9 protein-coding genes are annotated in these 15,419 nt (G+C 69.9%); 4 read left to right on the forward strand and 5 right to left on the reverse strand.

Going from position 1 to position 15,419, the window contains the following annotated elements; all coding sequences use genetic code 11:
* Nucleotides 1-6: 6 nt before the first annotated feature.
* Together MQC88_RS03005 and pilH are read left to right on the forward strand one after the other, a co-directional pair.
* Nucleotides 7-996 (forward strand): YhdH/YhfP family quinone oxidoreductase, encoded by a 990-nt coding sequence (locus MQC88_RS03005; protein WP_243319117.1) that lies wholly within the window; start codon nucleotides 7-9, stop codon nucleotides 994-996.
* A gap of 76 nt (nucleotides 997-1,072) precedes the next feature.
* Nucleotides 1,073-1,462 (forward strand): twitching motility response regulator PilH, encoded by a 390-nt coding sequence (gene pilH / locus MQC88_RS03010; protein ID WP_243319119.1) that lies wholly within the window; start codon nucleotides 1,073-1,075, stop codon nucleotides 1,460-1,462.
* Nucleotides 1,463-1,550: 88 nt separating this feature from the next.
* Here pilH and MQC88_RS03015 read toward each other — a convergent pair whose 3' ends face one another.
* The gene (locus tag MQC88_RS03015) at nucleotides 1,551-2,474 is read right to left on the reverse strand and encodes a DnaJ C-terminal domain-containing protein (RefSeq protein ID WP_243319121.1); all 924 of its coding nucleotides are present in this window, start codon (nucleotides 2,472-2,474) and stop codon (nucleotides 1,551-1,553) included.
* 128 nt (nucleotides 2,475-2,602) lie between these two features.
* Here MQC88_RS03015 and MQC88_RS03020 point away from each other — a divergent pair, with 128 nt between their 5' ends.
* Nucleotides 2,603-3,082, forward strand: a complete 480-nt coding sequence (locus MQC88_RS03020) for a peroxiredoxin (RefSeq protein WP_243319123.1) — start codon at nucleotides 2,603-2,605, stop codon at nucleotides 3,080-3,082.
* 105 nt (nucleotides 3,083-3,187) lie between these two features.
* Complete coding sequence (locus MQC88_RS03025) at nucleotides 3,188-3,712, forward strand: ferritin-like domain-containing protein (RefSeq protein WP_243320238.1); 525 nt, start codon at nucleotides 3,188-3,190, stop codon at nucleotides 3,710-3,712.
* 77 nt (nucleotides 3,713-3,789) lie between these two features.
* Here the strand turns inward: MQC88_RS03025 and pbpC are convergent, their stop codons facing one another.
* The 4 genes from pbpC to mtnA all read right to left on the reverse strand — a co-directional run bounded on the left by pbpC (nucleotide 3,790) and on the right by mtnA (nucleotide 15,405).
* Complete coding sequence (gene pbpC, locus MQC88_RS03030; protein WP_243319126.1) at nucleotides 3,790-6,189, reverse strand: penicillin-binding protein 1C; 2,400 nt, start codon at nucleotides 6,187-6,189, stop codon at nucleotides 3,790-3,792.
* Between the two features lie 190 nt (nucleotides 6,190-6,379).
* Complete coding sequence (locus MQC88_RS03035; protein WP_425491586.1) at nucleotides 6,380-11,233, reverse strand: alpha-2-macroglobulin family protein; 4,854 nt, start codon at nucleotides 11,231-11,233, stop codon at nucleotides 6,380-6,382.
* 280 nt (nucleotides 11,234-11,513) lie between these two features.
* Nucleotides 11,514-14,108 carry a DNA gyrase subunit A gene (gene gyrA / locus MQC88_RS03040; RefSeq protein WP_243319131.1) on the reverse strand — a complete coding sequence of 865 codons (2,595 nt, stop codon included), beginning with the start codon at nucleotides 14,106-14,108 and terminating at the stop codon, nucleotides 11,514-11,516.
* Between the two features lie 223 nt (nucleotides 14,109-14,331).
* A complete protein-coding gene (gene mtnA, locus MQC88_RS03045; protein WP_243319132.1) occupies nucleotides 14,332-15,405 on the reverse strand; it encodes an S-methyl-5-thioribose-1-phosphate isomerase in 1,074 nt (357 codons plus the stop codon).
* Nucleotides 15,406-15,419 lie beyond the last annotated feature (14 nt).

The following is a 15,419-nucleotide window of genomic DNA, read 5'->3' on the forward strand; positions in this document are numbered from 1 at the left end:
GACGACATGATCCCGGACCGTTTCCCCGCTTTCCGAATCCACGATGACGCCAGCGGTTACCACGCCGGCATCGAGGACGTCACGCTCGACCAGCTCGCCGCGGGCGAAGTCGTGGTCAGGGCCGCGTACTCGTCGGTCAACTTCAAGGACGCGCTCGCCGGCACCGGCAAGGGCAGGATCCTGCGCCGCTTCCCGCTGGTCGGCGGGATCGACGTCGCCGGGCACGTGGTGGCCTCGGCCGACCCGGGGTTCCGCGAAGGCGACGCCGTGCTGGTCACCGGCTGCGGCTTGAGCGAGACCCGCGATGGCGGCTACGCCCAATACGCGCGGCTGCAGGCGCAATGGACGATTCCCCTGCCCGCCGGTCTCTCGCTGCGCGAAAGCATGATCCTGGGCACCGCCGGATTCACCGCCGCGCTTGCCCTGTACCGCATGCTCGACAACCGCCAGTCGCCCGAGCTCGGGCCGTTGTGCGTCACCGGCGCGACCGGCGGCGTCGGCTCGCTCGCGCTCGACATCTTCAGCCGCGCCGGCTTCGAAGTGCATGCGATCAGCGGCAAGGCCACGCAGCACGACTACCTCAAGGCGATCGGCGCCAGCCAGGTCCACGGTCGCGACGCGCTGGCGACCACGCGGCCGCTGGAGTCGGCACGCTTCGGCGGCGGCCTCGACAACGTCGGCGGCCCGATGCTCGCCAGCCTGCTGGCGCAGACCGCGCCCTACGGCAACGTCGCCAGCGCCGGGCTCGCCGCCTCGGCGGACCTGCACACCACGGTCATGCCGGGCATCATCCGCGGCGTCTCGCTGCTGGGCGTGGCCTCGGCCGGTACCGCGCGCGACATCCGCGACGCGGTCTGGCAACACCTCGCCAGCGACTGGAAGCCGCGCCACCTGGAACGCATCTGCACCCGCGAAACGACGCTGGAGGAGCTGCCCGGCGTGTTCGCCGGCATGCTCGCCGGCGGCTCGCTGGGCCGAACCCTGGTCAGGCTTTGAGGGCCCCGTGCCGGGACCCGTTTGCGGCAACCGGCGCGGCGGCTACAATCGGCCACGTCTTCCGGGGAAACACCGCATGGCCCGTATCCTGATCGTCGACGATTCGCCGTCGCAGCTGATGGGCATCCGCCGCATCGTCGAGAAGCTCGGCCACGAGGCCCTGACCGCCGAGGACGGCGCCGCCGGCGTCGAGGCGGCCAAGCGCGAACTGCCCGACCTGATCCTGATGGACGTGGTGATGCCGAACCTCAATGGCTTCCAGGCCACGCGTTCGATCACCCGCGAGCCGGCGACCAAGCACATCCCGGTGATCCTGGTGACGACCAAGGACCAGGACACCGACCGCATGTGGGGCATGCGCCAGGGCGCCAGGGCTTACCTGACCAAGCCTTTCAGCGAGGATGAGCTGTCGCAGGTGATCTCCACCAACATTGGCGGCGGCGAACCGGGCCCCGCAGCCGCCTGAGCCCGCGCAACCCGCGGCACTGGTGGGCGGGGACGGACGCAGCGGCCACGCCTTCGCGTCGATCCCGCAGCTTGGGCAATCGGGCGGGTCACGCCCGGCGCCAATCATCCCCGAACGCATCCCGCAGCGCGGCATAGGCTTCGCGCTGGGCCTCCGCATCGGCCTTGGGCGCCAGCACTTCCAGTTCCACGATCTGGTCGCCCGCGGGTGCGCCCGGCAGGCCGCGTCCGCGCAGGCGCAGCTTGCGCCCGGCTTCCGAGTCGGCCGGGATCTTCAGCTCGACCGGCCCGCCCAGCGTCGGCACGCTGACCGTCGCACCGAGAGCCGCTTCCCACGGCGCCACCGGCAGCACGTGGATGATGTTGCGGCCGTCCACCTCGAACTGCGGATGCGCCGCGTATTCGATCTCCAGCAGCAGGTCGCCGCCGCGGCCGCCCTGCCCGGCGAGCCGGATCGCCTGCCCCGGCTTCACGCCCTTGGGCACGCGCACGTCCAGGGTCTTGCCATTGATGCCGATGCGGACGCTGTCACCCCGATACACCGCTTCCAGCGGCACCGCCAGGCGCGCACGCCGGACTTGATCGGGCGCAGGTCCGCGCGGCTGCGGCCCGCGTGCGCCACCGAAGCCGGGAGCCGCGCGCCCGCCACGCCGCCGCCCGAACATTTCCTCGAAGAAGTCGCTGAAGCCGCCACCTGCGCCGCCGCCGGCGAAGATCTCGTCGAAATCGAAGTCGCCCTGCGCCCCGCCCTGGCCGAATCCACCCGGCGGCGGCTGCACCTCGTCGCCGGGGCGATAGCCGCGGGCGCGCAACTGGTCGTATGCATGGCGTTTGGCCGGATCGCGCAAGGCCTCGTAGGCTTCGTTGACCGCCTTGAACTTCTCCTCCGCCCCGGCTTCCTTGCTGACGTCGGGATGGTACTTGCGGGCCAGCCGCCGGTAGGCGGTCTTGATCTCGGCTTCGCCCGCGCTCGGCTCGACGCCGAGGATGTCGTAGTAGTCCTTGAATTGCATGGCACTCCCCGGCGCGCGGGCCGGTACGCGATGTCCAGGCCCGGATTATCGCAGCGTCGCCGCGACGGCGTTGACACGGCGTTAGCGTCGGCCCCGGCTAGACTGGCGCGATTCCACGGAGAACCCCAATGCCCATCCAAGCCGGCGACCGCCTGCCAGAAGTCCCGCTGCAACGCATCCGCGACGGCATCGAAACCATCGATACCGGCAACCTGTTCGAAGGCCGGAAGATGGTGATCTTCGCGGTGCCGGGCGCGTTCACCCCAACCTGTTCGGAAAAGCACCTGCCGGGCTTCGTGGAGCATTTCGATGCATTCCGCGACAAGGGCGTCGGCGTGGCCTGCCTGGCGGTGAACGACCCGTTCGTAATGCAGGCGTGGGCGCAGAGCCAGCACGTTCCGGACGGCCTGCTGATGCTGTCGGACGGCAATGGCGATTTCACCCGCGCGCTCGGCCTGCAGATGGACGCCAGCGCCTATGGCATGGGCACCCGCTCCAAGCGTTTCGCGATCTACGCCGAGGACGGCGTGGCGAAGAAGGTGCTGGTCGAGGCGCCGGGTGAATTCCGGGTGTCCTCCGCCGAGCACATGCTGACGCAGATCCCCTGATTCCGTTCCCGAAGGATGCCATCCATGGCCAAGACACCCGCCGCCAAGAAGGCCACGCCCGCCACCGGCAAGCCGGGCACCGCAGCCCCGGCAGGCCCCGCCGGCATGACCGACGTCGCCACGATGCGCCGCAACGCGCGCCGGAACATCGACCAGGGCGCCATCACCGAGACCTACAGCGCCGACAGGAACACCGTCATCAGGCTGCTGAACGAGGCGCTGGCGACTGAGTGGGTCTGCGTGCTGCGGTATTACCGGCACTACTTCATGGCCTCGGGCATGTTCGCCGACGCGGTCAGGGCCGAATTCCTGGAGCATGCGATGCAGGAACAGGAGCACGCCAAACTGATCGCCGAGCGCATCGTGCAGCTCGGCGGGGAGCCTGACCTGAATCCGGACACGCTGACGCGCCGCGCCCACGCCGAGTACAAGCCCGGCACGGACCTGCGCGACATGGTCAAGGAAAACCTGGTGGCCGAGCGCATCGCGATCGACAGCTACCGCGAAATGGTGAACTACGTCGGCGACCGCGACACCACCACCAAGCGCATCCTCGAGCACGTGCTGGCGCAGGAAGAAGAACACGCCGACGACATGAAGGACCTGCTCGACGGCTGGATCGGTTCGTGACCCGCCGGGGATGATGGCAACTGCGGGAAAACCTGCCATCGCACCCGGCTGAAGGCCCGGGCCGTACGCAGCCCGGCCTAGGGCAGTACCCGGAACCGTACGCTCGTCCATGCCCCGCTCTGCGCGAGCGCAGTGAGGGTGTGCTCGCCGGCTTCCGCAAAGTCATGCGCCAGGGGACTGGCGCCCTCGGACTGGCCGATCCGGCGACCATCCAGCAGCCATTGCACCGCCGAATCCGTGCCCAGCGCGCGCACCGACAGGCGCACCGCATGCTCGCTGCCCGGCGCCCGCGCCAGGGTCGCGCGATCGTTGATGCCCTCGATGCGCAGCTCCTGCACGGCGGCGCGACCGTCGGCCATGCAGTCCCCGGCCAGCGGCGGCAACCGCGATGCGCGTCGCTCGGCGGCCGACAGCCATGGCGACGCCAGCGCCGGCCAGCGCGCGATCTCGGTGCGGCGCGTCGCGTGCGGCAGCGAGCAGGCCGCGGACACGCGTTCCCCGGTCGCCACGTCCAGTTCGAACCGCTCCCGACCGGCATTCCACAGCCGCGCGCCGCGCTCGGCGAACGTCGGCGGGACGACCCCGTCCAGCGTCCACGCCTTCATCCTGCGCTGGCAAAGCGCTGGCGGCTGCGATTCGGCGGCCGTGCCCAGCGGCCAGCAGATCTCGGTTTCAGCCACGTTGCGCGGCGGCGGCCTCGGCACGTTGTCGCCGCGGCGGCGCGGCAGGCTGTCGATGACTTCGAACATCAGCGGCAATGCGGTGACCCCGCCGTACTGCCCCGGCAACGGCGTGCCGTCCGGTCGACCGACCCAGACGCCCACCGTATGCCGCCGCGTGCCGCCGATGGCCCATGCATCGCGGAACCCATAGCTGGTGCCGGTCTTCCATGCGACCCGCGGTCGACCACGCGAGTCGAACGTGTCCTCGCGTTCTCCGGGGCGCGGGTTGGCCTCGAGCACGCTGCGCACGATCCACGCCGCGCCCGGCGACATCACGCGGCGGTCGATGCGCGGGTCGGCAGGCGTGTAGCGCACGCGCCCGGCGGCGCCCCCGCGGTTCAGCGCGGCATACGCGCCCACCAGGTCCTCCAGCCGCGCGCCGCTGCCGCCGAGGATCAGCGACAGGTTCGGCTTGGCGCCGCGCGGGTATTTCAGCGCGATGCCGGCGTTGTCCAGGCGCGCCGAGAACCGCGCCGGACCGACCCGGTCTAGCAGGTCGACCGCCGGGATGTTGAGCGACAGCCGCAGCGCCTGCGCCGCGCCGACCGGCCCGTTGAACGCCGCGTCGAAGTTGCCCGGCCGGTACCCGCCGAAGGACTGCGGCGCATCCACCAGCAGGCTCTCCGAGTGGATCAGGCCGTCGTCCAGCGCCATGCCGTACAGGAACGGCTTGAGCGTGGAACCCGGCGAACGCCAGGCCCGCACCATGTCGACGTCGCCGAGCCTGGCCTTGTCGCCGAACGCGACCGAGCCGACGTAGGCGCGGGCTTCCATGGTCGCGTTGTCCACCACCAGCAGCGCCGCGGACGTGCGCGGCGGCAGCTCGGAGAAGTAGGCGGTGACGCGCTCTTCCAGGGTGCGCTGCAGCGCGGGATCGATCGTCGAACGGATCCGGGCCGAGCCCGGATGTTCGCCGTGCAGGCGCTGCGCCAGCAGTGCCGCCGAAAGCGGGGCATGCAGCGTGCGCGACACCACCGCCTCGACCTTGGCGTCGCGCACCTGTGCCGGGCTCCAGATGCCGAGTTCGGACATGCGGTCGAGCACCTTGTCGCGCGCCACGCGTGCGGCCTGCGGATGCCGGTCGGGCCGCCAGCGACTCGGCGCCTGCGGCAGCACCGCCAGCAACGCGGCCTCGGCGTGCGACAGGCGCGACGCCGGCTTGCCGAGGTAGGCGCGGCTTGCGGTTTCCACGCCTTCGATGGTGCCACCGAAGGGCGCGCGCTCCAGGTACAGGCCAAGGATCTCGCGCTTGGACAGGTGCGCTTCCAGCTGCAGTGCGCGCAGGATCTGCCTGGACTTGGTCAAGGGCGTGCGCCTGCCGCCGGCGGGCCGCTCGAGGATGCGCGCGACCTGCATCGTCAACGTCGATCCGCCCGACACGATGTGGCCCCGCAGCAGCCACTGCCCGCCGGCACGCAGCAGCGAAACCGGGTTGACGCCGGGGTGCCGCCAGAACCAGCGGTCCTCGTAGCCCAGCAGCACCTGCAGGTACAGTGGCGAGACCTGGTCCGGGGTAACCGGATAACGCCACACGCCCTGGGCATCCGCGAACGCGCGCAACGGCGTGCCATCGCCCGCCACCACCAGCGTGCTGGTATCCCGCGTTTCCGGCAGCGGCAGCGGGAAGGCGAAGTCCAGTACCAGGAGCGCGAGCAAGCCCGCGGCCGCGCCCCAGCGCAGCCACGGCAACAGGCGCCGCCAGCCGCGTGGCGCGGGACCGGACGATTCGCGTGCTGCGTGCCTTGCGGCGCCCATGGCCGTACCGGGTCCCACGGTGCCGCGCGGGCGCCCGGCGTTGCCGCTTCCGCGCAGGCGTGAAACGACAATCCTCAGTGGTTCCAGCAATGGCCGACGTTTGCGCGACAAGTGACCAGGTTCCCGCCCGCCCGGAACGGGCGATCGAACGGAGCGATGCTGCCCTGGATCCCGGAGTCAGGTTCCGGGGTCACGGCTGCACCACGGTGATGCTCGCCGGCACCGCGCGCCCTACCCCGCGCAGCTGCGGACGGTACATGTCCTCGACCAGCGGCGGCGGCGCGGTGTAGGTGCCCGGCGTCACCGCGCGGACCAGGTAGAACACGCGCGCCCGGTTCCCGGCCCGCAGCTTGAGCGCGGCCACGTAGCGGTCGTCGCGGTACTCCTCGTGCAGCACCTCGGCGGCGTTGGCGCGGTCGGTGATGTCGATGCCGTCGACCACCACGTCGGCCCACTGTTTCGCATCCCCCAGGTTGAAGTTCTCGACCTCCAGCCCCGCCGGCAACAGGTCGGTGAGCAGCGCATCGGGCATGTCGCGGTCGGCAGTGATGCTGAGGCCGACGATCAAGGCTTCGCCCTCCTTCAGCGCCCCGGGTTTCCATGCCTTTCCGTCGATGCCGTACCACTTGCGCTCGACCTTGAGATCGCGGAAGTCCGGCGCCGGCGCGCTGCGCGGAACGCCGGCGACCTCCTGGCTCGCGTACAGCGGCGGCGCGCCTTCCGCGTCGAAGCGCACGCCCCTGGCGAGGGTGTCGTAATCGAACCTGCGGCCGACGATTTTCGCCGGCGCCGTGGCATCTTCCGCGCCGCCGACGTGCCAGGTGCCGGATACGCGCTTGTCCTGCCCGGCCGCCAAGGCCTTGCCCAGCCGCGCCAGCGCGACCTGTTCCTGCGTGCTCAGGTAAAGCCAGCCGCTGTCGCGACGCGCATCCAGTTCGCGACCCAGCTCGATCGCGTGCGCGTCGTACGCAGGCTTGGCGTAGCCGCGCTCATGGGTCAGCGCGATCATCAGCGCGCTGTCGCGCAGCGGGCTGCCGTAGTCGCCGAGGTAACCCGGGCGGTCGCCCTTGAACGCAAAGCCCTCCGCGATCGCCTTCCCGCCGCGCGCCTTGTCGCCCTGCATCGCCAGCGCGAGCCCGAGCTGTACCAGCGGCAAGCCGGTCAGCGTGTTCCTGCGCTCGTTGTCGTACAGCGCGCGCAGCGTGCCGAGCGGCGCGCGGTTGACGCGCGCCAGCACGTATCCGGCGTGCGCCTGGTAGGCGAACTTCAGGTGCGAACGGTGGTCGTGGCCGTAGAACTCGTCGCCACCGGCGAGCAGGCTCTCGTTGAGCCGCTGCAGCGCCTTCTGCAGGAGGTTCTCCGGAACCTGGAAACCGCCCTCGCGCGCATCGAGCAGGAACTCGGCCACGTAGGGCGTCAGTCCCGGGTTGACGTAGTCGTCGTCGCCCCACATCGAGAAATGGCCGGAGCCCACCTGCATCGACGCCAGCCGGCCGAACGCGCCTTCCATCCGCGCGCGACGCGTGCCGGCGTCGAGCCCGGTGGCTCCCAGCATCTTTGCCGTCGCCGGGTCGAGCAGGAGCGCGGCATAGCCCTTGCTCGTCGTCTGCTCGGCGCAGCCGTAGGGATAATCGAGCGCGCCCTGCAGGGCGCTGGCGAAGGGGATCGGCGGAATCGCGCTGACCGTCATCCGCGCGTTGACCGAACCGGGCATCAGGCCGGCGGCAAAATCCGCGCCCAGCGGGATCGGGCCGGGCGCGTCCAGCACCCGGGTCCGGGCGCGCAGCACGCCGGGCCAAGCCGGGCGCACCGGCAGGTCGTAACGGCGATCGACCTTGAAGCCGTTGCCTTCGACCCGCACGCGGACGTTGGCGGTGCCGTAGCCGGACTGCGCGGTGAGCGGGAAACTGAGGGTCGACTTGCCTTCGACCGCGATCTTCGCGCTGCGGGCACTGTCGCCGATCGCGACCGGGCCGATGCCGTCCACCCGCACCTTGAAGTCGCCGCCCTTGCCGGTGAAGTTGGTGAGGTCGAGCGTCACCGTGCTGCGATCGCCCGGCGCCAGCACGCGCGGCAGGCTGGCCTCGGCGACGATCGGCGCGCGCACCACGGTTTCCACGTCACGATTGCCGTAGCGATCCGCGGAGTACACCAGCGCCGAGACCCGCAAGGTGCCGTTGAAGTCCGGCACGGGCAGCTCGACGTGCGCATTGCCGCGGGCATCGAGTTTCACCGGCCCGGCGAACAGGTCCACGGTCTGCACCCGCGAAGTGGGTCGCCTTGCCTGCGGCAGGGCTTCCAGCGCCATGTCGCCGCCGAAGCGCAGCCTGGCCATGCCGCCCTCGAAGCTCTCGATCACCCGCCCGTACAGGTCGTAGGCGTCGACCCCCAGCCGGCGCTGGGCGAAGAAGTGCTTGTTGGCATCGGGCACCGGGAAACGGGTGATGTTGAGGATGCCGACGTCGACCGCGGATACCGTCGCGAACGCGCGCTGCCCGGCGAGTTGCGGCACGCTGACCGTCACCCGCAACGGCTGCCCGGGACGCATCATGGGCGGCGCCTCGAGCCCGACCGCGACCCGGCGCGCCTTGCGGTCCATCGGCACCCAGGCCACGCCGACCGCGCGCGCCGGCGTCACCTTGCTCGGCGCACTCCCGCCGCGGAACACCAGCGCGGTGACATAGACGTCGTGCCGCTCCCACTCGCCGGTGACCGGTATCTCGAACGTGCTGCCGTCGGCCTCGACGTCAATCTCCTGCACGTACAGCAGCTTGTCGCTCTCGACCAGCAGCACGCCCTTGCCGGGGTGCGGCGGCGTGACGGTGGCCTTGAGGGTATCGCCGGCCTTGTAGCCGGTCCGGTCCAGCGACAGCTTCACCTTGTCGGGCCGCGCGTCGAGGCCACGGTTCTGGTCGTCCCAGCTCCAGCCGGCGCGGAACGGGTAACGCATGGTCAGCCCGGTTGCCGGATCGAGCACGTCGACGCGGTACTCGCCCCATTCCACGAGAAAATCCAGGCGCGTGGCGGTGGCCGCGGAATCGACCGTCCTGGTTTCCACGTTCTCGAAACGGCGGGTGAAGTCGTAGTCCCAGCCGCCGTCCTCGTCGTAGTTCCAGTGGTAGTCGCGGAGCTCGCGCACCAGCGTGACCTTCAGGCCCTTTCCGGGGCGCGGCCTGCCGTCGTTGCCCACGCGCACCAGTTCGAAGCCGGCGTTGCCGTTGCTGTCGGTGCCCTCCGCGTCGTCGAACAGGGGACGCAGGCCGACCAGCGCCGGCGTCGGCCACATCACCCGCTTCAACGAGCGGTTGACGCTGCGGCCGCCGGTTTCGTACAGGCTCCCGGAGACGACCACCGCTACCGGCGTGGCCGCTTTGACTTCATCCGGGAGCGGGATGTCCTGCACCAACCTGCCGGCGTCATCGAGCTTGGCGTCGATGACGTCCTTCGCCTCCCGCGGCAGTTCCACGGTGGGATCGCCGAAGAAGTAGCCGGGCAGCTGCTCGAGCGGATGCTGCTCCACCGCCACCGCGAGCTTGGCGCTGAAGCGGTTGCCCGCGGCCGGCGCGCCATAGAGGTAGGCACCGGTGGCTTCCAGGCGGAACGGCTGCCCGGGTGCGAGCACGGCATCGGCGGTCGCCAGTTCGAGCTTCATGCGCTCGGGCAGGAATTCCTCGATCCGCAGCGTCATGCCTTCGACCGCTTCCGCGCTGCCCGGATCGGTGCGGAACTCGACCCGCCAGCGCCCGGTCGGCGCGTCGACGGGAATCGTCTTCTCGAACCGGAAGTACCCCAGTTCCCCGGGCTCGATGCGGCTGTCGAGGAAGGTCTTGCCGTCGGGCTGCTTGAGCCGCACGAACAGCGGCTGCGCGCCCTTGCCCTTCGCGGCGACCGGCTTGCCATCCTGGTCGCGGAACAGGGCCGACACCCGCACCGTCTCGCCCGGCCGGTACAGGTCCCGCCCCGACCACGCGAACACGTCGAACCACGCCGATTCGCGGCCGGCGACGGCGAACTCCGAGAGGTCCAGCGCCGGCTGGTTGAACGGCAGCAGCGACACGTCGCTGCCTTGCCGCGCCACCAGCACGTGTCCCGATTGCAGCGTGTAGTTCAGCAGCGCATTGCCGTTGCGGTCGGTTTCGCCCTTGAGGAAGGTGCCGCCCTTCGGGCCGAGGATCCGCAGCTCGACGCCAGCGGCCGCGCCGCCGCTGCGCAACGAAGCCACGTGCACGTACAGCTTGTCCTTGTACGCACGCGCGTGCAGCCCGAGGTCGCTGACGGTGAAGAACGTGGTCTCGAACTGGTCCTGGAACTGCCCTGCCCGCTTCATCACCGCGAAATACAGCCCGGGCTCCTGCAGTTCCGGGATGTCCTGCACCGGCAGGTAGGTCAGCGCACGCTCGTTGCGCTTGCCGTCGAGGACGAAGCGGTTCACGTAAACCGACTTCGCCAGCTTCGACAGCGGCACCTGTTCGTTGTAGTCCCGCTCCAGTTCCCAACTGCCGCGCCGACCACCGCGCTGGAACTCGCTGAAGAACCGGGGCAGCGACTTCTCCTCCACCCGCAGGAACTCGACGTCGACGTCCTCGACGTTGACCGACACCACCGGCAGGCCGCGCGACTCCCGGGCCGGCAGCACGCTGCCCTGCGACGCGAAGCCCACCGCCGGGTCGAGTTCGCCGGTGAACACCTTCTGCTCGAGATCCCGGCCGAGCCGGGTGCCGTCGGCGGCGGTCAGCGCGCCGGAAATGCGCAAGGTGTAATGCCTGTTGGGCTCCACGAACGGGAAGCGCAGCGTCTTGCCGTCCTTGTCCAAGGACCAACTGCTCTTCTCGGCCATCGGCTCGGCGAAGGTCAGCAGGCTATCGAAGTCCTGGGTACCCACCAGCGGCCGCGAGAACTCCAGCGCGATGGCGAGGGCATCGCGTCCCTGGTCCGGATAGGCGCGCAGCAGCGCGAAACCGGTGACCTTCGCGCGTTCGGCCTTGACCGGCTCGCCGCTGGGTTCGGGAAGTTGCCCGTGCGGATCGCGCTGGCAGGCCGCCATGCCCACCGCGAGCAGTGCGACGAAGGCCCACCTGGCCACGGCTGCGGCCAACACGAAGTCGCGCTTGCGCATCAGGTCCATCCCCCGTTTGCCGGGAGTATAAGGCGGCGGCCATGCCTTTCCGCGATGGCGTGTGGTCCGTGGAGCGCTTGCGGGCGCTGCCCGGCCCGCCGCTCCCAGGCATCGGCGAAGCGTGGCTTTGCGGGAACCGGCGGCAGGAAAAAGAAGACCCGGCATCGCGGGCGCGAGTGCCGGGCCTTCCACTGCCTGGAAGCCAGGATCAGCCCGCGGGTGGGGGTGGCGCTTCCTGCTCCGTAGCCGCGACGACCACGTCCGCTTCCTCGTCCTCCAGCGACGCGTCCACCCGCTCGATCGCCTGCAGGGTCTCGTCGGCGGCCAGCCGGATCAGGGTCACGCCCTGGGTGTTGCGGCCGACCTGGGCGATTTCAGCGGCGCGCGTGCGCACCAGGGTGCCGCCATCGGAGATCAGCAGCACCTCGTGCTGTTCGCTGAGCTGGATCGCACCGACCAGCTTGCCGTTGCGGGCGGTGGTCTGCAGCGCGATCACGCCCTGGGTGCCGCGACCCTTGCGCGGATAGTCGGCCTGCGGGGTGCGCTTGCCGTAACCGCGCTCGCTGGCGGTGAGGATGTCGCCGTCGCCGGCGAGCACGATCAGGCTGCGGACCTCCTCGCCATCGGCCAGCTTCATGCCGCGCACGCCGGTAGCGGTGCGGCCCATCGGACGCACGGTCTCGCCGGCGAAGCGCACGGCCTTGCCGTTGCTGGCGAACAGCATGATGTCGCGGGTGCCGTCGGACAGTTCCGCGCCGACCAGCGCGTCGCCTTCAACCAGGTTGATCGCGATCTTGCCGCGCTGCAGCCGGTAGGCGTATTCGGTCAGCGGCGTCTTCTTGACGGTGCCGTTGCGGGTGGCGAAGAACACGAACAGGTCTTCGCTGTACTCGCGCACCGGCAGCACCGCCTGCACCTTCTCGCCTTCCTCCAGCGCGATCCAGTTGATGATCGGGCGGCCGCGCGCGTGCGGGCCGGCATCGGGCAGCTGGTGCACCGACAACCAGAACACCCGGCCGGCGCTGGTGAAGGTGAGCAGCGTGTCGTGGGTGTTGACCAGCCACAGCTGGTCGATGAAATCCTCGTCCTTGGTGGTGGCGGCGTTGCGGCCGCGGCCGCCGCGCTTCTGCGCGCGGTAGCTGCTGACCGGCTGGCGCTTGGCGTAGCCCGAGTGCGAGAGCGTCACCACCACGTCTTCCGGGGCGATCAGGTCGAGGATGTCGAGGTCTTCCTCGCTGGCGCGGATCTCGCTGCGGCGCGCGTCGCCGAACTCCTCCTTGAGGTTGCGCAGCTCGGTGCGGATGACCTCGAGCAGCACGTCCGGATCCTCGAGGATCTCGATCAGGCCGCGGATCGTTTCCAGCAACAGCTTGTATTCCTCGGTCAGCTTTTCCTGTTCCAGCCCAGTCAGGCGGTGCAGGCGCATCTCCAGGATCTGCTGGGCCTGGATCTCGGTCAGCTGGTAGTTGCCGTCCACCAGGCCGACGCCGGCCGGCAGGTCTTCCGGCCGCGAAGCATCGCTGCCGGCGGCGGACAGCAGGGCACCGACCAGTCCCGGCGGCCAGGTGCGGGCCAGCATGCGCTCGCGGGCTTCATTCGGGTTCGCCGAGGTCTTGATCAGCTCGATCATCGCGTCGATGTTGGCAAGCGCGACAGTCAGGCCCTCGAGGATGTGCGCGCGGGCGCGGGCCTTGCGCAGCTCGAAGATCGTCCTGCGCGTCACCACCTCGCGGCGATGGCGTACGAAGGCCTCCAGCATCTGCTTGAGGTCGAGCAGCTGCGGCCGGCCGTCGACCAGCGCCACCATGTTGATGCCGAACACCGACTCCATCTGGGTCTGCTGGTAGAGGTTGTTGAGCACCACCTCGGCCGACTCGCCGCGCTTGACCTCGATGTAGATGCGCATTCCGTCCTTGTCGGACTCGTCGCGCAACTCGCTGATGCCCTCGAGCTTCTTCTCCTTCACCAACTCGGCGATTTTTTCTATCAGCCGGGCTTTGTTGACCTGGTAGGGGATCTCGGTGACCGCGATCGCCTCGCGGCCGTTGTCGGCGACCTCGATGTCGGCACGGGCGCGCATGCGCACGCGGCCGCGGCCGGTGCGGTACGCCAGGTGGATGCCGCCCACGCCGTTGATGATGCCCGCGGTCGGGAAGTCCGGCCCGGGGATGTACTGCATCAGGCCTTCGATGTCGATCGCGGGATCGTCGATCAGGGCGATGGTGGCGTCGACCACTTCCGACAGGTTGTGCGGCGGGATGTTGGTCGCCATGCCGACCGCGATGCCGGCCGAGCCGTTGACCAGCAGGTTCGGGAAGCGCGACGGCATGACCGTCGGCTCCAGCTCCTTTTCGTCGTAATTGGGCTGGAAATCGACGGTTTCCTTGTCGATGTCCGCCATCAACTCGTGCGCGAGCCGCGACATGCGCGACTCGGTGTAGCGCATCGCCGCGGCGGAATCGCCGTCGACCGAGCCGAAGTTGCCCTGCCCGTCGACCAGCAGGTAGCGCAGCGAGAACGGCTGCGCCATGCGCACCAGGGTGTCGTACACCGACTGGTCGCCGTGCGGGTGGTACTTGCCGATGACGTCGCCGACGATGCGCGCGGACTTGAAGTGCGGCTTGTTGCTGTGCGCGCCCAGCTCGCTCATCGCGTACAGCACGCGCCGGTGCACCGGCTTGAGGCCGTCGCGGACGTCGGGCAGCGCGCGCCCCACGATCACGCTCATGGCGTAATCCAGGTAGCTGCGACGCATCTCGTCTTCGAGGTTGACCGGGATGATTTCCTTGGCGGGTTCTGCCATCGGGATTCCGTTGCTGTGCGGTGGGTTTCAGGCCGGCCCGGGCCACGGCCGACGCGAGCGACAGGCCCTGCGGCGAGTCCCCCTGTGGCGTGGATCGGGGCTGGCGAAACGACGGCAAATCATACCACGGAACCGCGCCTCCCTGCAGGCCGATTCCCCGCAGGAAACAGCCACTTACAGTCGTTTTCCGGGACGCTGCCGAGGCTGCGCACGGGCGTCCGCTTCAGGGCGCGGCACGCGTTCCGAAAGCCGCCTGCATCGACGCCGCGTCGGGATGCTCGATCGTGCCCTGTTCGGTCACGATCGCATCGATCAGTGCATGCGGGGTGACATCGAACACCGGGTTCCAGGCGGCGACGCCCTCGGACACGGTACGGCTGCCGCCGACGGCGTGCAGTTCCGCCGGATCGCGCTCCTCGATCTCGATCAGGTCGCCGCTGGCGGTCGCCATGTCCACGGTCGAGGACGGTGCCACCACCATGAACTTCACGCCGTGGTGCCTTGCCGCGATCGCCAGCTGGTAGGTGCCGATCTTGTTGGCGACGTCGCCATTGGCGCAGATGCGGTCGGCGCCGACCACGACCCATTGCACCTGGCCGCTCTTCATCAGGTGCGCGGCGGCGGAGTCGGCGATCAGGGTGGCGTCGATACCGTCCTGTTGCAGCTCCCACACGGTCAGGCGCGCGCCCTGCAGCCAGGGCCGGGTTTCGCCGGCGAAAACCGCGTCGATGCGCCTTTGCGCGACCCCGGCGCGGATCACGCCAAGCGCGGTACCGAAGCCGGCGGTCGCCAGCGAACCGGTATTGCAGTGGGTCAGCACGCCGCTGCCGGGCTCGATCAGGCTGGCGCCGAGCGCACCCATGCGGCGGTTGGCGGCGAGGTCCTCGCTTGCGATCGCGCGTGCTTCGCGTTCGAGCGCCTCGCGCCAGCCTTCGCCTTCGACTCGTGCCAGCGCCGCGCGCATCCGCGCCAGCGCCCAGGACAGGTTGACCGCCGTGGGGCGCGCCGCATTGAGCCGTTGCAGGGCGGGTTCGAGCGCGGTGGCGGCTTCGGCGGCGCCGGCCGATTCGATGGCGTTGGCGGCCAGCACCACGCCCCATGCGGCGGCGATGCCGATCGCCGGCGCGCCGCGGACCGCAAGCGAGTGGATCGCCGCGGCGACCTCGTCGCTGCCGGTGCAGGACAGGTAATCGACCGCGAACGGCAGCTTGCGCTGGTCAAGCAATTCCAGCGCCGTCCCTGTCCAGCGGATCGGACGCACGTGATCGTAGCGGGCGTAATCGATGTCGTCGGCCATCGGCGCATTATGCC

This window comes from Cognatiluteimonas sedimenti (assembly GCF_022808325.1).
GTDB lineage: Bacteria > Pseudomonadota > Gammaproteobacteria > Xanthomonadales > Xanthomonadaceae > Cognatiluteimonas > Cognatiluteimonas sedimenti.

What these genes read in the sequence shown, in the direction of transcription:
- MQC88_RS03005 (WP_243319117.1), top strand. Translation starts at nt 7, where the DNA reads ATGATCCCGGACCGTTTCCCCGCTTTCCGAATCCACGATGACGCCAGC.
- pilH (WP_243319119.1), top strand. Translation starts at nt 1,073, where the DNA reads ATGGCCCGTATCCTGATCGTCGACGATTCGCCGTCGCAGCTGATGGGC.
- MQC88_RS03015 (WP_243319121.1), bottom strand. Translation starts at nt 2,474, where the DNA reads ATGCAATTCAAGGACTACTACGACATCCTCGGCGTCGAGCCGAGCGCG.
- MQC88_RS03020 (WP_243319123.1), top strand. Translation starts at nt 2,603, where the DNA reads ATGCCCATCCAAGCCGGCGACCGCCTGCCAGAAGTCCCGCTGCAACGC.
- MQC88_RS03025 (WP_243320238.1), top strand. Translation starts at nt 3,188, where the DNA reads ATGACCGACGTCGCCACGATGCGCCGCAACGCGCGCCGGAACATCGAC.
- pbpC (WP_243319126.1), bottom strand. Translation starts at nt 6,189, where the DNA reads ATGGGCGCCGCAAGGCACGCAGCACGCGAATCGTCCGGTCCCGCGCCA.
- MQC88_RS03035 (WP_425491586.1), bottom strand. Translation starts at nt 11,233, where the DNA reads ATGGCGGCCTGCCAGCGCGATCCGCACGGGCAACTTCCCGAACCCAGC.
- gyrA (WP_243319131.1), bottom strand. Translation starts at nt 14,108, where the DNA reads ATGGCAGAACCCGCCAAGGAAATCATCCCGGTCAACCTCGAAGACGAG.
- mtnA (WP_243319132.1), bottom strand. Translation starts at nt 15,405, where the DNA reads ATGGCCGACGACATCGATTACGCCCGCTACGATCACGTGCGTCCGATC.